This is a genomic window from Flavobacterium sp. HNIBRBA15423 (assembly GCF_052655965.1).
This window is the reverse complement of sequence record NZ_CP199751.1, coordinates 3,259,553-3,280,201: the sequence shown is the minus strand read 5'-3', so window position 1 is coordinate 3,280,201 and position 20,649 is coordinate 3,259,553. Positions and strand designations below refer to the sequence as shown.

The 20,649-nt window shown below is 31.4% G+C and carries 15 protein-coding genes; 14 read left to right on the top strand and 1 reads right to left on the bottom strand.

The features are described from left to right. Positions 1-9: 9 nt before the first annotated feature. The 10 genes from ACULEV_RS14705 to queG all read left to right on the top strand — a co-directional run bounded on the left by ACULEV_RS14705 (position 10) and on the right by queG (position 13,295). Positions 10-3,045 (top strand): TAT-variant-translocated molybdopterin oxidoreductase, encoded by a 3,036-nt coding sequence (locus ACULEV_RS14705; RefSeq protein WP_445455798.1) that lies wholly within the window; start codon positions 10-12, stop codon positions 3,043-3,045. A 30-nt stretch (positions 3,046-3,075) separates the two neighbouring features. Continuing rightward, a complete protein-coding gene (gene nrfD, locus ACULEV_RS14700) occupies positions 3,076-4,485 on the top strand; it encodes an NrfD/PsrC family molybdoenzyme membrane anchor subunit (protein WP_445455797.1) in 1,410 nt (469 codons plus the stop codon). 4 nt (positions 4,486-4,489) lie between these two features. Beyond that, on the top strand, positions 4,490-5,014 hold the full coding sequence (locus ACULEV_RS14695; protein ID WP_445455796.1) for a DUF3341 domain-containing protein: 525 nt from the start codon (positions 4,490-4,492) through the stop codon (positions 5,012-5,014). An 8-nt stretch (positions 5,015-5,022) separates the two neighbouring features. Continuing rightward, positions 5,023-5,568: a c-type cytochrome gene (locus ACULEV_RS14690; RefSeq protein WP_445455795.1), complete on the top strand. Its 546-nt coding sequence runs from the start codon at positions 5,023-5,025 to the stop codon at positions 5,566-5,568. Positions 5,569-5,598: 30 nt separating this feature from the next. Further along, positions 5,599-6,948, top strand: coding sequence for a quinol:cytochrome C oxidoreductase (locus ACULEV_RS14685; protein ID WP_445455794.1), 1,350 nt, complete (start codon positions 5,599-5,601; stop codon positions 6,946-6,948). Between the two features lie 19 nt (positions 6,949-6,967). After that, positions 6,968-8,131, top strand: a complete 1,164-nt coding sequence (locus ACULEV_RS14680) for a cytochrome c oxidase subunit II (RefSeq protein WP_445455793.1) — start codon at positions 6,968-6,970, stop codon at positions 8,129-8,131. 27 nt (positions 8,132-8,158) lie between these two features. Beyond that, positions 8,159-9,928: a cytochrome c oxidase subunit I gene (locus ACULEV_RS14675; RefSeq protein ID WP_445455792.1), complete on the top strand. Its 1,770-nt coding sequence runs from the start codon at positions 8,159-8,161 to the stop codon at positions 9,926-9,928. Between the two features lie 74 nt (positions 9,929-10,002). Continuing rightward, positions 10,003-11,025, top strand: a complete 1,023-nt coding sequence (ruvB, locus tag ACULEV_RS14670) for a Holliday junction branch migration DNA helicase RuvB (protein ID WP_445455791.1) — start codon at positions 10,003-10,005, stop codon at positions 11,023-11,025. A gap of 15 nt (positions 11,026-11,040) precedes the next feature. After that, the gene (locus ACULEV_RS14665) at positions 11,041-12,372 is read left to right on the top strand and encodes a cytochrome P450 (RefSeq protein ID WP_445455790.1); all 1,332 of its coding nucleotides are present in this window, start codon (positions 11,041-11,043) and stop codon (positions 12,370-12,372) included. Continuing rightward, positions 12,372-13,295, top strand: a complete 924-nt coding sequence (gene queG / locus ACULEV_RS14660; protein ID WP_445455789.1) for a tRNA epoxyqueuosine(34) reductase QueG — start codon at positions 12,372-12,374, stop codon at positions 13,293-13,295. Before ACULEV_RS14665 ends, queG begins: the two co-directional genes overlap by 1 nt. On the opposite strand, the gene ACULEV_RS14655 is transcribed toward queG, so the two are convergent. Continuing rightward, positions 13,292-14,317: a LacI family DNA-binding transcriptional regulator gene (locus ACULEV_RS14655; RefSeq protein WP_445455788.1), complete on the bottom strand. Its 1,026-nt coding sequence runs from the start codon at positions 14,315-14,317 to the stop codon at positions 13,292-13,294. The two genes, queG and ACULEV_RS14655, sit on opposite strands and share 4 nt — an antisense overlap. Before the next feature lie 214 nt (positions 14,318-14,531). Here ACULEV_RS14655 and ACULEV_RS14650 point away from each other — a divergent pair, with 214 nt between their 5' ends. The 4 genes from ACULEV_RS14650 to ACULEV_RS14635 all read left to right on the top strand — a co-directional run bounded on the left by ACULEV_RS14650 (position 14,532) and on the right by ACULEV_RS14635 (position 20,645). Further along, positions 14,532-17,105, top strand: a complete 2,574-nt coding sequence (locus ACULEV_RS14650) for a TonB-dependent receptor domain-containing protein (RefSeq protein ID WP_445455787.1) — start codon at positions 14,532-14,534, stop codon at positions 17,103-17,105. A 119-nt stretch (positions 17,106-17,224) separates the two neighbouring features. After that, complete coding sequence (locus ACULEV_RS14645; RefSeq protein ID WP_445455786.1) at positions 17,225-18,532, top strand: MFS transporter; 1,308 nt, start codon at positions 17,225-17,227, stop codon at positions 18,530-18,532. Positions 18,533-18,538: 6 nt separating this feature from the next. After that, positions 18,539-19,714, top strand: coding sequence for a glycoside hydrolase 100 family protein (locus ACULEV_RS14640; RefSeq protein WP_445455785.1), 1,176 nt, complete (start codon positions 18,539-18,541; stop codon positions 19,712-19,714). Position 19,715: 1 nt separating this feature from the next. After that, positions 19,716-20,645, top strand: a complete 930-nt coding sequence (locus ACULEV_RS14635) for a carbohydrate kinase family protein (protein ID WP_445455784.1) — start codon at positions 19,716-19,718, stop codon at positions 20,643-20,645. Positions 20,646-20,649: the final 4 nt, after the last annotated feature.

Genomic DNA, 20,649 nt, shown 5'->3' with positions numbered 1-20,649 from the left:
ATATACAATATGGCATCAAACAAAAAATACTGGAAAAGTGTTGAAGAACTAAACGAAAATAGTTCTATTGTTGAGACGCTAAGAAGCAATGAGTTTGTTGAGCAAATTCCTGTTGATGAGTTTTTAGGAGACAAAGAAACTTTATCTAATAGTGCAACATCTCGTCGTGACTTTTTAAAATACGTTGGATTTAGTACAGCTGCTGCATCATTAGCGGCATGTGAAGGTCCTGTTGTGAAATCTATTCCTTATGTTGTACAACCAGAGGAAATTATTCCAGGAGTTGCAGATTTTTATGCTACAACTATTGCAGATGGATTTGATTTTGCAAATATTCTTATTAAAACACGTGAAGGTCGTCCAATTAAAGTTGAAAACAATAATCTAGAAGGAGCTAAAACTGGAGCTAATGCTAGAGTTCATGCTTCGGTACTTTCATTATATGATAGTTTACGTTTAAAACAACCTAAAATTGCAGGGAAAGATGCAACTTGGGGAGAAGTAAATGCAAAAATAAAAGCTAGTTTAGAAGAAGCAAATGCTCAAGGTGGTTCAGTAGTAGTTCTAACGAATACAATTGCGAGTCCATCTACAGATGCTTTAATCGAAGACTTAAAAACAAAATATCCAACTGTTAAGCGTGTTACTTATGATGCAATTTCTGAATCTAATGCTTTAGATGCATTTGAAATGGTTTATGGTGAACGTGCTTTGGCAAATTATGATTTTTCTAAAGCAGATGTTATTGTTTCAGTTGGAGCAGATATTTTAGGTGATTGGCAAGGTGGTGGATATGATGCTGGCTATGCAAAAGGTAGAATTCCTAAAAATGGGAAAATGTCTAAGCATATCCAAATTGAAGCAAACATGTCTTTAGCTGGAGCTAATGCGGATAAAAGAATTCCAATGACTATTGCAAATCAAAAACTTGCATTAGTTGATTTGTATAATGCAATAGTTGGTGGTTCTGTGTCTAAAAATGCAGAAATAGTTAAAGTTGCAAATCAATTAAAATCAGCAAAATCTAGAGGTGTAGTGGTTACAGGTTTAGATGATATGAATGCTCAGTTATTAGTATTGGCTATTAATAATGCAATATTATCTGAAGCTTTTAATCCAAATAATGCAAAATTAACTAGAAAAGGGAATGCTAAAGAGGTAACTCAATTAGTAGCAGATATGAAAGCAGGTAAAATACATACACTTATCATGAGTGGAGTTAATCCTGTTTATACATTACCAAATTCTAAAGATTTTGCTGAAGCTCTTAAAAAAGTGAAATTATCTGTTGCATTTTCTATGAAAGAAGATGAAACTGCATCTATAGTAACAATTGCTGCGGCTGCTCCACATTATTTAGAATCATGGGCAGATGTGGCTATTGAAAGAGGACATTATAGTGTTACTCAACCTACAATTCGTCCTTTATTTGATACCAAACAATTTCAAGAAGGATTATTGACTTGGACTGAAAATAGTGCAAGTTACCATGATTACTTAAAAGGTTTTGCTACTACAAGTATAGTTGGAAAATCATGGAATCAAATGGTTCATGATGGTTTTTCAGTAAATGAAATACTACCTTTAGTAGCTAATGAGGTTGATTTTTCTTCAGCAGCTAATAAATTAGCTCAATCTAAAACTTCTGGTCTTGAATTAGTTTTATACACTAAAATAGGAATGGGAGATGGTCAACAAGCTAATAACCCTTGGTTACAAGAATTTCCTGATCCTATAACTAGAGTTTCTTGGGATAACTATGTTACTGTTTCTAAAAAAGATGCTGAAAAATATGGTTTAGAGAATTGGAATGTAGCTAATGGAGGTATGAATGGTAGCTATGTTACTTTAAAAGTAGGAAATACAACTTTAAATAAAGTGCCAGTAGTAGTTCAGCCAGGTCAAGCTGTTGGAACTTTTGGTTTAGCTTTTGGTTATGGAAAAACAGCAGCTTTAAAACAAGAGATGCAAGTAGGTGTTAATGCTTACGCATTATATAAAAACTTAAATACAAATCAAGTTGTTTCTATAGAAAAAGAGGAAGGTGAGCATGAATTTGCTTGTGTTCAATTACAAAAAACATTAATGGGTCGTGGTGATATTATCAAAGAAACGACTCTTGAAATATTTAATTCTAAAGATGCAGAAATTTGGAATCCAATTCCAATGGTTTCTTTAGATCATCAAGAAACTCCAGCAACAGAAGTTGATTTATGGACTTCTTTTGACAGAACAATTGGTCATCATTTTAATTTATCTATAGATTTAAATGCTTGTACAGGATGTGGTGCTTGTGTAATAGCTTGTCATGCTGAAAATAATGTTCCTGTTGTAGGTAAAGATGAAGTGAGAAGAAGTAGAGATATGCACTGGTTGCGTATAGATAGATATTATTCTCATGAAGAGACTTTTACTGGAGATGTGGAATTAAAAGAAGGTACTTCTGGATTAATAGATTCTGTGAATACGCTTTCGGAAATGGAAGATCCATCAGAAAATCCACAAGTTGCGTTCCAACCTGTAATGTGTCAACACTGTAATCACGCTCCTTGTGAAACAGTTTGTCCAGTTGCGGCAACTTCTCATGGTAAAGAAGGGCAGAATCACATGGCTTATAATAGATGTGTTGGTACTCGTTATTGTGCAAATAACTGTCCATATAAAGTAAGACGTTTTAACTGGTTCTTATATAATAAAAACAGTGAGTTTGATTATCATATGAATGACGACTTAGGTCGAATGGTATTAAACCCTGATGTAAACGTACGTTCTCGTGGAGTTATGGAGAAATGTTCTATGTGTATTCAAAAAACACAAGCAACTAAACTTCAAGCAAAACGTGAAGGTAGATTAGTAAAAGATGGTGAATTCCAAACAGCTTGTTCTGCTGCATGTAGTAGTGGAGCTATGATTTTTGGAGATGTAAATGATAAAGAAAGTCAAGTGGCTAAATTAGTTGAAGACGAAAGAATGTATCATTTATTAGAACACATTGGAACAAAACCGAATGTATTCTATCACGTTAAAGTTAGAAACGTTAAATAAGTATTAATTAAAGAAACAATATAAAGGATTATGTCGTCTCATTACGAAGCACCCATTAGAAAACCTTTAGTAGTAGGAAATAAATCTTACCACGATGTTACTGTAGATGTAGCTAGACCTGTTGAAGGTAGAGCTAATAAACAATGGTGGATTGTATTTTCAATTGCCTTAACTGCTTTCCTTTATGGATTAGGTTGTATGATTTATACCATAGCTACAGGTATTGGTACTTGGGGATTAAATAAAACTGTAGGTTGGGCTTGGGATATTACTAACTTTGTTTGGTGGGTAGGTATCGGTCATGCCGGAACCTTAATTTCTGCCGTATTATTATTATTCCGTCAAAAATGGAGAATGGCTATCAACCGTTCTGCAGAAGCAATGACAATTTTCTCTGTAATGCAAGCTGGTTTATTTCCTATTATTCACATGGGACGTCCATGGTTAGGATATTGGGTATTACCTATTCCAAATCAATTTGGATCTCTTTGGGTTAACTTTAACTCACCGTTACTTTGGGATGTATTTGCAATTTCAACTTATTTATCAGTTTCATTGGTTTTCTGGTGGACTGGTTTATTACCTGATTTTGCAATGTTGCGTGATAGAGCTATAACGCCTTTTACAAAAAGAATATATTCAACTTTGTCTTTTGGATGGAGTGGAAGAGCAAAAGATTGGCAACGTTTTGAAGAAGTATCATTGGTATTAGCTGGTTTAGCAACACCTCTTGTACTTTCGGTTCATACGATTGTATCTTTTGACTTCGCAACTTCTGTAATTCCTGGTTGGCATACAACAATTCTTCCTCCATATTTTGTGGCAGGAGCTATTTTCTCTGGATTTGCAATGGTAAACACATTGTTAATTATTATGAGAAAAGTGTCTAACTTAGAAGACTATATTACAATTCAACATATCGAATTAATGAATATCATTATTATGATTACAGGTTCGATAGTAGGTTGTGCTTATATAACAGAGTTGTTTATTGCTTGGTATTCTGGTGTAGAATATGAACAATATGCTTTCTTAAATAGAGCAACTGGTCCTTACTGGTGGTCTTATTTCTTAATGATGACTTGTAACGTTTTTTCGCCTCAATTTATGTGGTCCAAAAAATTGAGAACAAGTATTGCTTTCTCATTTATTATTTCAATTGTAGTAAATGTAGGAATGTGGTTTGAACGTTTCGTAATTATCGTAACTTCATTACACAGAGATTATTTGCCATCTTCATGGACAATGTTCCAACCAACTTTTGTTGATGCTGGTATTTTTATTGGAACAATAGGTTTCTTCTTTGTATTATTTTTATTATATTCTAGAAGTTTCCCAGTAATTGCTCAGGCTGAAGTTAAAACTATCTTAAAGTCATCTGGAGATAATTATAAGAGAGAGAGAGAAGAACACGGTCATAATCATTCAGATAATCATTAATATCATGAGTAATAAAGTTATACACGCTATATATAATGATGATGATGTTTTAATGGATGCTGTTAAACAAACAAGAGCAGCACATCATCATATTGAAGAAGTTTATACTCCATTTCCTGTTCATGGATTGGATAAAGCAATGGGTTTAGCACCAACAAGAATTGCAATCGCTTCATTTTTATACGGATTAGTAGGTTTATCTGTTGCAACAGCAATGATGCGTTTTATTATGATAGTTGATTGGCCACAAGATATTGGTGGAAAACCAAGTTTCAGCTATATAGATAACATGCCTGCATTTGTTCCAATTATGTTTGAAATGACTGTATTTTTTGCTGCTCACTTAATGGTAATTACTTTTTATATGAGAAGTAAGTTGTGGCCATTTAAAAAAGCTGAAAATCCAGATGTTAGAACTACAGACGATCATTTTTTAATGGAAGTAGGTGTTCATGGTAATGAAGAGGATATGGTTTCTTTTTTCAAATCAACTGGAGCTGTAGAAGTTAAAGTAATAGAAAAGCATTAATACAAGATATGAAGAGCTTATATAAAATAGTAGCAATAGCAGGTTTAACTTTTATGGCAACGTCATGTCATGATAAGGGCAAACCAAACTATCAGTTTTTTCCTAACATGTATGAATCCGTTTCATATGAGACGTATTCTGAGCATGATGTTTTTAAAAATGGTAAAGAAGGACAACTGCCAGCTCCTGGCTCTATAAAAAGAGGTTTTGTTCCTTATGAAATTCCTAATACAACTGAAGGTTATGCTTTGGCAAAAGAGACATTAAAATCTCCATTAGATTCTATTTCTAAATCTCCTGAGAGAGGAAAAGAATTATTCAATATTTATTGTGCTATTTGTCATGGTGAAAAAGGGGATGGAAAAGGAAATTTAGTAAAAAGAGAAAAATTCCTAGGTGTCCCTAGCTATAAAGATAGAGAAATAACTGAAGGAAGTATTTATCACGTAGTTACTTATGGATTAAATTCTATGGGTTCACATGCAAATCAATTAACGCAAGAAGAAAGATGGCAAGTGACAGATTACGTTTTAAAACTGAAGTCCGAATTATAATTGTAAAACACTTTTTTGAAAATTATTAATATGTATACGTTTTCAAGTAAATTAAAAACTTTTTCATTAGTTCTAATGGTTTTAGGAATCATAGGAATTGGTATTGGTTTTGTTTCAGTACCAAATAAGGAAGAGGTTAAAGAAATGATAGAAAATGCTCATGATGGTCATCATGGTAAAGCTAGTACGCAAGAGTCACATGCTAACCATGAAGTTACGTCTGATGCTCATGCTCATAAATCAGATGTTAAACAGGAGTCTCGTGGTCATGAAGATGCTCATTTAGAACATGTTTTACACCAACAAGAAAATAAACCTTGGTCAGCTTTCTATGTAGCATGTATTTTCTTTATGCTTTTGACAGTTGGTGTTTTAGCATTTTACGCTATTCAACAAGCAGCACAAGCAGGTTGGTCTCCAATTTTATTTAGAGTGATGGAAGGAATTACAGGTTATTTATTGCCTGGTTCAATCATATTTTTTATATTCTTAGTTCTTTCGGGCTTCCATTTTAATCATCTTTTTGTTTGGATGGACGAAGCTGAAGTAGCCAAAGACCATTTGTTACAAGCAAAATCAGGATATTTAAATGTTCCATTCTTTTTAATAAGAGCGATCATGTTTTTGGGAGGTTGGAATCTTTATAGATATATATCAAGAAAGAACTCTATAGCACAAGATGATGCTACCGATGTTTCTTTTTACAAAAAGAATTTTAAATGGGCAGCTGGATTCTTAGTATTCTTTATAGTATCAGAATCTATTATGTCATGGGATTGGATTATGTCTGTAGATCCACATTGGTATAGTACTTTATTTGGATGGTATGTATTTGCTAGTTTTTTTGTAAGTGGTATTACTGTAATAGCTTTAGTTACATTATATTTAAAATCTAAAGGTTATTTAGAAAATGTTAATACGAGTCATATACACGATTTAGCTAAGTTTATGTTTGGTATTAGTATTTTTTGGACATATTTATGGTTTTCTCAATTTATGTTGATCTGGTATTCGGATATCCCTGAAGAGGTAACTTATTTCGTTTTCAGAATAGAAAATTATAAATTACCATTTTTTGGTATGCTAGTAATGAATTTTGTATTCCCATTATTAATTTTAATCAATACAGATTTTAAACGTTTGTCTTGGATTATTGTAATGGCTGGTATCGTTATCTTATGTGGCCATTATATTGATTTTTACAATATGATTATGCCTGCAACTGTTGGAGATCAATGGTTCATTGGTTGGGCAGAACTAGGTTCAATAGCTTTCTTTTTAGGATTATTTATCTTTGTAGTGTTTACCACATTAACAAAAGCTTCATTAATTGCTAAAGGAAATCCACTTATGGAGGAGAGCAAACATTTTCATTATTAATATTTAAAGAAATAAACAAATGACAAGTTTATTGATATTCTTTGTTTTAGTTTTAATTGGAATTGCAATTTGGCAATTAACTAAAATATTCGATTTAACTCAAGTAGGTTCAAATTCAGGTGATTCTGAAGTTGCAAACGATAAAGATAATAGTATTAATGGATACTTGATGTTTGCGTTTGTTGGTTTTATCTATATTTTTACTATTTATTCATTATTAAAATGGGGTGATTTAGTTTTGGGAACACCTGCTTCAGAACATGGTGCAGATGTTGATAACTTAATGGCTATTTCAATGTACTTAATATTTTTTGTACAAACGATAACTCAATTTTTACTACATTATTTTGCATTTAAATACAGAGGAAAACAAGGTCAAAAAGCACTCTACTTTGCAGATAATAACAAATTAGAGGCTATATGGACAATCATTCCAGTTATTGTTTTAGCAGGATTAATTCTTTATGGATTATATACTTGGAATGATATCATGTATTATGATGAAGAAGAGGAAGTTATTTATGTAGAATTATACGCAAAACAATTTGGTTGGGAAGCAAGATATTCTGGACAAGATAATACCTTAGGGAAAGCAAATATTCGTTTTATAGAGGGTATAAATACTTTAGGAGTTGATTTGTCAGATCCAGCAGCTCAAGATGACAAAGTTGTTAATGAATTGCATTTGCCAAAAGGGAAAAAGGTAGTTTTTAAGATGCGTTCACAAGATGTATTACATTCAGCTTATATGCCTCATTTTAGAGCTCAAATGAACTGTGTTCCTGGTATGATAACTCAGTTTGCATTTGTTCCTAACATGACAACTGCAGAGATGCGCGAAGATGAAGCAATAATTGCAAAAGTTGATAAGATAAATAAGATTAGAGCTAAAAAAAGTATTGAATTAGTGGCTAAAGGTGAAGAAGCTTTAGAACCTTATACTTTTGATTACCTTCTACTTTGTAATAAAATATGTGGAGCATCTCATTATAATATGCAAATGAAAATTGTTGTAGATACACCTGAAGATTTTAAAGTTTGGTTAAGTGAAAAACCTACTTTATCTTCTCAATGGGCAGAGGCTAATGCTCCTGAACCAGAAGTAATTCCAGTTCCAGAAGTGGTTGTACCTGCTGAAATTGTTACGGATTCTACAAAAGTTGTAGCTCAAATTATTAAATAGATTAAGATATTAAAATAATATAAGATTATGTCAGCACACGAACACGGTCATCATAAAGAAACATTTATTACTAAATATATTTTTAGTTTAGATCATAAGATGATTGCTAAGCAATACCTTATAACAGGTTTGATTATGGGAATTGTAGGAGTTTTACTTTCTATTTTATTCCGTATGCAAATTGCTTGGCCAGAACAATCTTTTGGACTATTTAAATTTCTTTTAGGTGAAAATTTTGCACCAGGAGGTGTAATGCGTAATGATATTTATTTGGCATTAGTTACAATACATGGAACTATAATGGTATTCTTTGTATTAACAGCTGGTCTAAGTGGAACATTTAGTAACCTTCTTATTCCTTTACAAATTGGTGCTAGAGATATGGCTTCTGGATTTATGAATATGCTATCATATTGGATGTTCTTTATATCTTCAGTAATCATGTTAGGTTCTCTTTTTGTTGAATCAGGTCCTGCATCAGCTGGATGGACAATTTATCCTCCATTAAGCGCTTTGCCTCAAGCTATTCCAGGTTCAGGTTTAGGGATGACTTTATGGTTGGTTTCTATGGCTATATTTATTGCTTCTTCATTAATGGGATCTTTAAATTATGTTGTAACAGTAATTAATTTAAGAACAAAAGGGATGACTATGACAAGATTGCCATTAACAATATGGGCATTCTTTGTTACTGCAATTATTGGTATAGTATCGTTTCCAGTTTTATTTTCAGCTGCTTTATTATTAATCTTTGATAGAAGTTTTGGAACATCATTCTTCTTATCTGATATTTTTATTCAAGGTGAAGTATTACATTATCAAGGTGGTTCACCAGTATTATTTGAACACTTATTCTGGTTTCTAGGTCACCCTGAAGTTTATATTGTATTGTTACCTGCATTAGGTATTACTTCAGAAATTATTGCAACAAATTCAAGAAAACCTATCTTTGGTTATAGAGCGATGATTGCTTCTATTTTAGCAATTGCATTCTTATCAACAATTGTTTGGGGGCACCATATGTTTATTTCAGGAATGAATCCATTTTTAGGATCTGTGTTTACTTTCACAACCCTATTAATTGCTATTCCATCTGCTGTTAAAGCGTTTAATTATATTACAACACTATGGAAAGGTAACTTACAGTTAAATCCAGCAATGTTATTTTCTATTGGTTTAGTTTCTACTTTTATTACAGGAGGTTTAACAGGGATTATCCTAGGTGATTCAACTTTAGATATTAATGTTCATGATACATATTTCGTTGTAGCTCACTTTCACTTAGTAATGGGTATTTCTGCTCTTTACGGATTTTTTGCTGGTGTTTATCATTGGTTCCCAAAAATGTTTGGAAAGATGATGAATAAAACGTTAGGTTATGTTCATTTCTGGGTAACTGCTGTTTGTGCTTATGGAGTTTTCTTCCCAATGCACTTTATTGGAATGGCTGGTTTACCAAGACGTTATTATACTAATTCAGCATTTCCTTTATTTGATGAATTAGCTGATGTGAATGTGTTAATTACTGTTTTTGCTATAGTTGGTGCTGTTTTCCAAATAGTGTTTTTCTGGAACTTTTTTTACAGCATGTTCTATGGGAAAAAAGCATCTCAAAACCCATGGAGATCTAATACTTTAGAGTGGACTACACCGGTTGAGCATATTCATGGAAACTGGCCAGGTGAGATTCCAGAAGTACATCGTTGGCCTTACGATTACAGTAAGCCAGGTCATGATGAAGATTTTGTTTCTCAAATTACTCCTATGAAAGAGGGTGAAGAAGAATTACATCACTAAGATTTTTAAAATATATTAAAAACCTTTCCTTTTCGGAGAGGTTTTTTGTTTTTAAGTTTGCTTATATTTGCTGTATGAATGAGAATTTAGATCCTAGCAAAGAGCGTTTTACTCCACAAGAAGTGGATATAGAAAAGGCATTAAGACCCTTGTCTTTTGATGATTTTGCAGGTCAAGATCATGTTTTAGATAATTTAAAAATTTTTGTACAAGCAGCCAATCAAAGAGATGAAGCTCTAGATCATGCTTTGTTTCATGGTCCTCCAGGTCTTGGAAAAACGACATTAGCTAATATTTTAGCTAATGAGCTAGGTGTTGGAATTAAGATTACTTCTGGGCCTGTTTTGGATAAACCAGGAGATTTAGCAGGATTGTTAACTAATCTTGAAGAAAGAGATGTCTTGTTTATTGATGAAATTCATAGACTAAGTCCAATTGTTGAAGAGTATTTATATTCAGCGATGGAAGACTACAAGATTGATATCATGATTGAAAGTGGACCCAATGCAAGAACTGTTCAAATTAATTTAAATCCTTTTACATTAGTTGGTGCTACTACTCGATCAGGGTTGCTAACTGCACCTATGCGTGCTCGTTTTGGAATTCAAAGTCGATTACAATACTATAATAAAGAATTATTAGCTACTATTATTGAAAGAAGTGCTTCCATTTTAAGAGTGGAGATTGATATAGAAGCTGCAATAGAAATTGCTGGTAGAAGTAGAGGAACTCCTAGAATCGCAAATGCTTTATTAAGACGTGTTAGAGATTTTGCACAAATAAAAGGAAATGGTAGAGTTGATGTTGAAATAACAAAGTATGCTTTAAAAGCATTAAATGTAGATGAAAATGGTTTAGATGAGATGGATAATAAAATCCTAACTACAATTATAGATAAGTTTAAAGGTGGGCCAGTTGGGTTAACAACTTTAGCAACAGCAGTTTCTGAAAATGGAGAAACAATTGAAGAAGTATATGAGCCTTTCTTAATTCAAGAAGGATTTATAATGCGCACACCTAGAGGTAGAGAAGTAACTGAAAAGGCTTATAAGCATTTAGGACGAATAAAGACTAATCTTCAAGGTGGACTTTTTTAATAGTAAATGAAAAGCATGAGTGATTTAAAACAGTTTCCTGAAGTTTCTTTGCCTAAATTCCTTAAACATTCTCTTACTATATTACGTAATCCTTTACCTTTTCATAAAGCTAATTTTTTATTACATGGAGATTCTTTTAGATTAAAAATTGGTTTTGGTAAATCAGTTATTTTTACTCGAGATGCTGATTTTTTGAGTTATGTGCTACAAAAAAATCAAAAAAACTATTCAAAATCACCTATTCAAACTCGAGATTTAGCAAAGTATATTGGAAAAGGTTTATTAACTGCGGAAGGTGAAAAATGGCAAAGACAAAGAAAATTAATCCAACCAGCTTTTCATAAAAGTCAGCTAATTTTATTATTAGATACGATTTATGCTATTATTCAAAAAGAATTAGATAAGATAGTTGTTGATAAACCAATTGATATTTTTCCAATATTTAATGATTTAGCTTTTCAAACAGTTGTGAAATCATTATTTAGTTCAGAAATTAAGGATGAAGAGATTAAAAAATTACAACATACTACAGAGATAACTCAGCAGATGCTTGTTAAAGAGTTGCGTCAACCATATTTAGGCTGGTGGTTTAAATTATCAGGAAAAATAAAATTTCATATTGATTTAATTAATGAATCTAGAGCTATTTTAAAACGATTGGTTAATCAAAGAAAACAAAATAGTTCAAAGCAAAATGATTTGTTAGACATGTTACTTGATGCTCGTTATGAAGATGGAAGTTCTATGGATGAAGAACAATTGCTAGATGAAATTTTAATATTATTTGCTGCTGGACACGAAACAACTTCAAATGCTTTGACTTTTACCTGCGAATTATTGGCTCGAAATCCAGAATCACAAAGCAAGATTTTAGAAGAAGTTCAAAAAATTAAAAATGAATCTTCAGATATCATGCATTGGTTAAAAAACGCTAATTATACAAAATTAGTAATTGAAGAAGCTATGCGACTATTTCCACCTGCTTATTTTATAGATAGGATAAATAAAGAAGCTGATGAATTTAATGGTTTTAGTTTACCAAAAGGTTCCAATTTATTGTTTTCGGTTTACGAAATTCACCGTCATCCTGATTTTTGGCAAAAACCTGAAGAATTTATTCCTGAACGTTTTCTAAATGAAAATGTAAAATTTTCTAAGAATTATTATCCTTTTGGAGCTGGACAAAGAATGTGTATAGGCAATAATTTCGCTATGTATGAAATGATTTTGACTATAATTACAGTAGTTGAACGATTTAAAATTCTAGAAAAAAAGGAAACTATTCAGATAAAGCCATTAATTACATTAAAACCATTTGAAGCTATTTTAGAGTTTAAGAACCGATAATGAATGCTAAAGAAAGACATACCCAAAGCATTAAAGAAGAAGCTAAACGACTTGGATTTTTATCCTGTGGAATTTCAAAAGCTGGATTTCTTGAAGAAGAAGCACCACGATTAGAAAGTTGGCTAAATAAAAATAGACATGGTCAAATGAGTTATATGGAAAATCATTTTGACAAAAGATTAAATCCAACATTATTAGTTGATGATGCTAAAAGTGTTGTTTCTTTATTATTGAACTATTATCCATCTGAAATTCAGAATAAGAATTCTTATAAAATCTCAAAATATGCATACGGACAAGATTATCATTATGTAATTAAAGAAAAACTAAAAGAATTATTACACTTTATTCAAACAAAGATAGGAGAAGTTTCAGGAAGAGCTTTTGTAGATTCAGCACCAGTTTTGGATAAAGCTTGGGCAGCAAAAAGTGGTTTAGGCTGGATAGGAAAAAACAGTAACTTAATTACGCAAAAAGTAGGGTCTTTTTATTTTATTGCCGAATTAATAATCGATTTAGATTTAGAATATGATACAACTACAACAGATCATTGTGGAACGTGTACTGCTTGTCTAGATGCTTGTCCTACAGAAGCCATAGTTGCTCCTTATGTGGTAGATGGAAGTAAATGCATTTCTTATTTTACTATAGAGCTAAAAGATAATTTGCCAAATGAAATGAAAGGAAAGTTTGATGATTGGGCTTTTGGTTGTGATGTTTGTCAAGACGTGTGTCCATGGAATCGTTTCTCTAAATCGCATAATGAGCCTTTATTAAAACCAAATGAAGCAATTTTAAATTATTCAAAAAAAGATTGGGAAGAAATAACCACGGAAACATTTAATAAAATTTTTAAAAATTCTGCGGTAAAACGAACTAAAATTGAAGGACTTAAAAGGAATATAGATTTTTTAAAAGGTTAAGAATTGTTAGTCGAATCTCTTTCTATTACTGTTGTATCCAGTAAAATGGTTCTTGGTAAAAATAAAGTTCCCTTCTTTTTATGAGACATTTCTTCAAATAATAATTTGAATGATTGAACGCCCATTTCATAACTGGGCTGGTCAATAGTGCTTAATTTTGGAGTAATAACTTGAGACATAAACCAATTACTAAATCCAATTACTTTAATTTGTTGAGGAATTTTAATTTCAATTTCATTAAAATAAGCCAAAACTCCAACAGCTACTAAATCAGTAATTACAAATATGCCGTCAATATCTTTGTGCTGTTCTATAATTTCTCTTGCAAAAGTTTTACCTTCTTCAAATGTTACTTTTTCACAAGTATAAATTAATTTTGGATCAAATGGAATGTTGTTTTTTTCTAATGCCATTTTATAACCTAAAAAACGATCTATAGCATTTTGTGGGTTTATTGGACCACGGATATGGGCTATTTTTTTACAGCCTTTTATAATTAAATGTTCTACAGCTTCAAAAGCAGCTTTCTTATCATCAATAATTACTTTGGAACAATTAACAAGTTTTGAGATTTTATCAAATAAGACTAATGGAATTCCTCTTGAAATAATTTCTTTAATATGATTGTCAAAATTGGATTGATTGGAAAGTGACATAATTATGCCATCAACTCTTTTATTAAGTAATAATTCTACTTGCTTTTTTTCTAACTCCAAAGATTCGTTTGATTGAAGTGTAATGACTAAATAACCATTTTTTTCTGCTTCATCAATAATTCCATTAATAACATTAGAAAAAAAATGATGAACTACCTCAGGAATTATTAATCCAATAGTTTTAGATTCTTTTGTTCTTAAATTAACTGCAAAACTATTTGGAGTATAATTAAGTTCCTTTGCAAGATCCAAAACTGCTTTTTTAGTTTTTTTGCTCACATCTGGATAGTTTTTTAAGGCTTTAGAAACAGTGGTTATTGAAATCCCTAAAATTTCAGCTATTCTCTTTAGTGTTACGTTATTCATTGTACAAATATGATAAAAAAAAAGCAAAACAAAAATCGAAAACGTTTTCGTAAAATCGAAAACGTTTTCGATGATTAAAAATGTAATTTTAGTGTAAAAAAAATGATAATTTCGAAATAATAAAATCAAAAATTTCAATTAACTTAAATAATTTTACATCATGAAAGTGAATTTTAGTTTAAAAAAAATTTCCTATTTCATTTTATTTTTTTCAATGAGTTTTTCATTTGCTCAAAATGGAAAGTTATCTGGAAAGGTTAAAGACGACTTTGGAAATGCAATATTTGGAGTCAATCTAACCATTGAGAATACGTCCAAAGGTGCTTCAACAGATTTTGAGGGTAATTATGTAATTGATGATGTACCATCTGGAAATGTTGTTGTTGTTGCAAGGTATCTTGGATTTAAAACAATAAAGAAGGAAATTCTTATTAATGGAGAAACGACTTTAGATTTTGTTTTAGAAGAAGATGCAACGCAATTACAAGATATTATTGTTACAGGAGTTGTAAATAAAGCAACAAAATTAAAATCTAGTGTTTCTATTACATCGATTAATGTTGAGCAAGTAGAACAGACAGCTCCTAGGTCTACAGCAGAAATTTTTAGAACTATTCCAGGTATTCGTTCAGAATCTTCAGGTGGAGAAGGAAATTCAAATATTTCTGTTAGAGGTGTGCCAATCTCTTCTGGTGGTTCAAAATATTTGCAAATACAAGAAGATGGATTACCAGTGCTTTTATATGGAGATATGTCTTTTGCAACAGCAGATATTTTTACAAGATTTGATAGAAATGTTGCTAAAATTGAAGCCATTAGAGGTGGTTCTGCATCAACTTTATCGTCTAATTCACCTGGTGGAATCATTAATTTTATTAGCAAAACAGGTAAAATAGAAGGAGGAAGTTTAGCAACAACTTTTGGAGTAGATTACAATTCTTTTAGGACAGATTTAGAATATGGTGCTAAAATAGGTGAAGGATTATATTTTCATGCAGGAGGTTTTTATAGATTAGGTGAAGGTGTAAGAAGTCCAGGATTTACAGCTAATAATGGTGGTCAAGTAAAGTTTAATATTACTAAAGAATTTGAAAAAGGATCTATTACAATTTATACTAAATTTTTAAACGATAGAGCAGTAGCTTATATGCCAATGCCTATTCAAGTAACGGGAACAAATTCAAATCCTGATTGGGGACGCGTTAATGGATATGATGCCACTTCTGGGACACAACAGTCAATTTATTTAAATCATAATGTAGCTCTAGGCCCAGATGGACAATTAAATAGAACTGCAGTAAGTGACGGAATGCATCCTGTTTCAAAATCTATAGGAGCCAATTTGGATTTCGATTTAGGAGAAGGTTGGAAAGTGAATAATAACGGTCGATTTTCAGCTAATAGCGGACAGTTTATTGCTCCTTTTCCAGCACAAGTAGCAACTGCTACTGAGATTGCAGATTCGTTTGGAGTGGGTTCAACTTTGACTTATGCTAATGATGGTTCACCTTTTAATACTGCTAATGGATTAGTTTCAAGAATTCATATGTTTGATGCTAAATTAAATAATTTAAATAACTTTATGAATGATTTGAGAGTGTCAAAACGATTTAATGAAATTGGTTTAGGAATAACAGCAGGTTATTTTAAATCAATTCAAAATGTATCAATCTCTTGGTTGTGGAACTCTTATCTTCAAGAAGTGTCTGATAACAATCCTCGTTTAATTAATGTTACTGATGCTGGAGGAAATTTATTATCTGAAAACGGATTATATGCTTATGGAACACCATTTTGGGGTAACTTAGCTAGAAATTATGATACACAATATAATGTTTCTGCTCCTTATTTGAATGTGGCCTTAGATGTAAATGATGATTTAATTGTAGAAGGTGGAATTCGTTACGATAAAGGTAGAGTTAATGGTTCATTTGCTGGAGGAACTAGTACAATTTACGATATTAACAATGATGGATCTATTTCAAACCCTGAACAAAATGTATTTGCAATTGATAATGCTAATTCAACGGCTGTAGATTATGATTATAGTTATGCGTCCTATACTTTTGGAGCTAATTATTTGTTAAATGAGCAGTCTTCTGTTTTTGGTAGATATAGTAAAGGTGCTTCTGCTAAAGCAGATAGAATTTTGTTTTCAGGTTTAAATTATCTAGATGGCGATAAAATTAATGCAAGAGATTTCTTAGCACAATTAGAAATTGGTTATAAAAGAAAATTCGCAAATGGTTATGTATTTGTAACTGCTTTTCAATCGACAACAAATGAAGAAGGAGGTTTTGAAGCAACATCAAATAGTATCATTGAGAATGATTACAAGTCTTTAGGTTTAGAATTAGAATCTTCTTACAATATAACAGAAGACTTAAATCTTAGAGGAGCGTTCACTTATACTAAAGCAGAAATTACTTCTGGACCTAATGACGGTAATGAAGCAAGAAGACAACCAAAATTAATGTATAATTTTATACCAACATATAGTTTTTCTAAAAAGAAAAACACATTTGGTTTAAGCTTTATAGGACAAACAAAAGCATTTGCACAAGATAGTAATGAATTAGTAATGAATGGTTTTGTTATTGTAAATGGTTTTTTTGAATTCACTTTGGTAAAAAATTTGTCGCTAAATATATCTGGCAATAACTTATTTGATACGCTAGCAATTACTGAAGCGGAAGAAGGAAGTATAACAGATAATACAACAAATATTGTAAGAGCTAGACCTTTACCTGGTAGATCATTATCAATGGCTTTGTCATATAGATTTTAAATTTTAGTTAGATTTTTATTAGATAAATCCCTATGCCTAAAAGCGTGCGAATTTAGGTATGGGATTTGTTTTAATAATTTGAATTAAAACGGAATAGCAAACTTTATATATTGCGAATAATGATAAAAAAAATAAGACTGAGTTTTTGGCAAATCCTAAACATGAATGTTGGTTTTTTTGGAATTCAGTATAGTTTTGGTTTGCAACAAAGTGCCGTAAATCCTATCTATGATTTTTTAGGTGCAACTCCAGATGAAATTCCGTTATTAAATCTTGCTGGTCCTGTAACAGGATTATTAGTACAACCTATAATTGGAGCATTAAGTGATAAGACTTGGCATCCAAAATGGGGGCGTAGGAAGCCTTATTTCTTAATTGGTGCGTTGTTGTGTAGTTTAAGTTTAATAGCGTTTCCTTTTAGTAGTTCTTTATGGATGGCGGCTAGTTTACTTTGGATTTTAGATGCAGGGAATAATATGGCAATGGAACCTTATCGTGCTTTTGTAGCTGATAAATTAATTCCAGAGCAACAGCCACTTGGGTTTCAAATGCAAAGTTTTTTCACAGGTTTTGGTCAAACGTTGGCTAATTTGTCGCTATTCATTTTTCCTATAATTATTATTGGAAAGACAGGATCATTACCTACTTGGGTTTACGCTTCTTTTTTCTTTGGAGCAGTTTGCTCTATAGGGTCAATTTTGTGGAGCATGAAAACTACCTCAGAAATTCCTCCTACAACAGAAGAATTAGCATTAATGAAAAGCCAAAAGAATGGTTTTTTTGAACCTATAATTGAAATTTTTTTAGCTATTGGAGCTATGCCAAAAGTAATGTGGCAACTGGCTTTAGTTTATTTGTTTCAGTGGTATGCCTTATTTTGTTATTGGCAAAATTCCTCAAAAAGTATAGCACTTTCGGTTTGGAATGCAACTCCTAAATCTAATCCTGAGGCTTATGAAAAAGCGGTAAGTTGGACAGGTCTAGTTAATGGTTGGTATAATGTAGTTACATTTTTAATTGCATTTGCTTTAGTTGGTTTTGCAAAAAAATATGGAGCAAAATGGGTGCATGTTTTTTGTTTGTTATTAGCAGCTATAGGGTTTCTTATTTTTCCTCATATAGAAAATAAAAACTTCTTATTTTTCGCGATAACAGGTTTTGGAATTGGGTGGGCGAGTATGATGGGAATACCATATTTAATGGTGGTTTCTGATATTCCTAAAGAACGTTATGGAGTTTACATGGGAATTATTAATATGATGATTGTAATTCCAATGATTATACAAAACCTTTCATTTGGTTATATATTAAGAACCTTTTTAAATAACGATCCAAGAAATGCAATAACATTTGCAGGAGTTTTATTAGCACTAGCTTCAATTTGTACTATGTTAATTAAGAATAAAAAAGAAATTAAGAAAGCATAAATAGTCATGGAAACTATATACTATGATAAAGCAATAGAATTATTGCATAAAGTGTCAACACCAAATGGCTTTTTAGCAAGTGCCGAAAACACTTCTAATTATCAAAGAGTCTGGGCTCGTGATGGTGTTATTTGTGGATTAGCTGCTTTAGCTTCAGGTGATGAAAAAATAATTAAAACATTTAAAAACACACTTGAAACATTAGCTAAATACCAACATGAATTAGGAACAATTCCTTCTAATGTGTTAGTAGGTGAAGATAAAGTTGATGTGAGTTATGGAGGATTAGCAGGGAGAGTTGATGCAGTAACTTGGTTTGTCATTGGTGTTTGCCAATATGCTTTTCATACAAAAGATGATTCCTTTATTTGGAAACATGAGAATGAAATAGAAAAAGCATTACGGTTATTAGAAGCTTGGGAGTTTAATAATAGACACTTAATATATGTTCCGTTATCTGGTAATTGGGCAGATGAATATATAACTGATGGTTACGTTTTATACGATCAATTACTTCGTATTTGGGCTTTAAAATGTTATAACTATTTTAAAAAAAGCAAAACTATTTCTATTAAAATTGAAAAAATTAAAGAGCAAATTGAAATTAATTTCTTACCTAATTCTGAAGGGCAAAAAATTCATGAAAGAGCTTATTACGAAATGGATTTTCAAGATTATTTGCCATGTTCTTTCTCTCCATCAGGATATAAAAACCAGTTTGATGCTTTTGCAAATTCATTAGCGTTATTGTTAAATATTGGAACAAAAAAAACTCAAAATAAAATTATTAACCATTCATATAAATTAGCTTTAAATACAAAATTAGGATTACTTCCTGCTTTTTGGCCTCCAATTTTTGAAAATGATGAACATTGGAACTTACTAAAAGATAATTGCAAATATGAGTTTAGAAATTATCCTTATGAATTTCACAATGGTGGAAATTGGCCAATGGTAAATGGTTTTTTTGGTTTAGCATTAATCTTTAAATCAGAAGAGTTGAAAGCAAAAGCAATTTTAGATAGAATAAATGAAGCTAATTCATTAAATAATTTTTCTTTTTTTGAAAATTTTAATTCGAATACTTCAATGCCAAATGGAGTTTCTTTTTGCGCATGGAGTGCAGCAGCTACTATTATAGTACATCAGTCTTTATATACTAATTTTAAAATCTTACTGTAAATTGAAATCAATAGATATTATATGCATAGGAGAAGTTTTAATTGATTTTATTGGTCACGAAATTAACACCTCAATCAATAGAACTAAAGATTATCATCGGTTTTTAGGTGGTTCTCCTACTAATGTAGCGGTTAACGCATCAAGAATAGGTTTAAAGCCTTTACTTGTAGCTTCTTGTGGGCAAGATGGTTTAGGAGATTATATTATTAGGAAATTGAAATCAAACTCTATTGATGTATCTAGTGTTAAAAAAATAGATACCGAACCAACATCGGTAATTTTTGTTTCAAAATCGACAGATACACCAGATTTTATTCCTTATAGACAAGCAGATTGTAATATAACAATCGAACAATTAACAGATGATAGTATTGAAAAAGCAAAAATTTTTCACACCACTTGTTTTGCATTAAGCAAGAATCCAGCAAGAACAACTATTTTAAATAGGGCAAAGAAAGCAAAAGAATTGGGTGTTCAATTAAGTATAGATATTAATTTCTCAGAAAGAATTTGGTCAGATAGAGGAGAAGCAAAACGAGTTTTAAATGAATATTTATTAAACGACCCATTAGTTAAATTAAGTGAAGATGATTGCTATAGACTTTTTGGAGAAGTAAAATCGGAAGAATTTATTTTTGATTATTTTCATAGTTTAGGTGTTACAATAATATGCTTAACCAAAGGTAAAAAGGGAGTTGTAGTTTCAGACTTAAAGAAAGGAGTGTTCTTTCAAGAAGCAATTTATATAAATGAGATAAAAGACACAACTGGTGCTGGTGATGCATTTTGGACTGGTTTTTTATATGCTCAAATAAATAAAAAACCAATAGAACAATGTATTACAATTGCACAAAAACTAGCTTCTATAAAACTTCAAAATGTAGGGAGGCTTCCAGATAATATTAATTTAGAGCAAATTTTAAACGTCTAACTTG

Coding starts and splice junctions, on each gene's coding strand:
- ACULEV_RS14705 (WP_445455798.1), top strand. CDS start 10: ATGGCATCAAACAAAAAATACTGGAAAAGTGTTGAAGAACTAAACGAA.
- nrfD (WP_445455797.1), top strand. CDS start 3,076: ATGTCGTCTCATTACGAAGCACCCATTAGAAAACCTTTAGTAGTAGGA.
- ACULEV_RS14695 (WP_445455796.1), top strand. CDS start 4,490: ATGAGTAATAAAGTTATACACGCTATATATAATGATGATGATGTTTTA.
- ACULEV_RS14690 (WP_445455795.1), top strand. CDS start 5,023: ATGAAGAGCTTATATAAAATAGTAGCAATAGCAGGTTTAACTTTTATG.
- ACULEV_RS14685 (WP_445455794.1), top strand. CDS start 5,599: ATGTATACGTTTTCAAGTAAATTAAAAACTTTTTCATTAGTTCTAATG.
- ACULEV_RS14680 (WP_445455793.1), top strand. CDS start 6,968: ATGACAAGTTTATTGATATTCTTTGTTTTAGTTTTAATTGGAATTGCA.
- ACULEV_RS14675 (WP_445455792.1), top strand. CDS start 8,159: ATGTCAGCACACGAACACGGTCATCATAAAGAAACATTTATTACTAAA.
- ruvB (WP_445455791.1), top strand. CDS start 10,003: ATGAATGAGAATTTAGATCCTAGCAAAGAGCGTTTTACTCCACAAGAA.
- ACULEV_RS14665 (WP_445455790.1), top strand. CDS start 11,041: ATGAGTGATTTAAAACAGTTTCCTGAAGTTTCTTTGCCTAAATTCCTT.
- queG (WP_445455789.1), top strand. CDS start 12,372: ATGAATGCTAAAGAAAGACATACCCAAAGCATTAAAGAAGAAGCTAAA.
- ACULEV_RS14655 (WP_445455788.1), bottom strand. CDS start 14,317: ATGAATAACGTAACACTAAAGAGAATAGCTGAAATTTTAGGGATTTCA.
- ACULEV_RS14650 (WP_445455787.1), top strand. CDS start 14,532: ATGAGTTTTTCATTTGCTCAAAATGGAAAGTTATCTGGAAAGGTTAAA.
- ACULEV_RS14645 (WP_445455786.1), top strand. CDS start 17,225: ATGATAAAAAAAATAAGACTGAGTTTTTGGCAAATCCTAAACATGAAT.
- ACULEV_RS14640 (WP_445455785.1), top strand. CDS start 18,539: ATGGAAACTATATACTATGATAAAGCAATAGAATTATTGCATAAAGTG.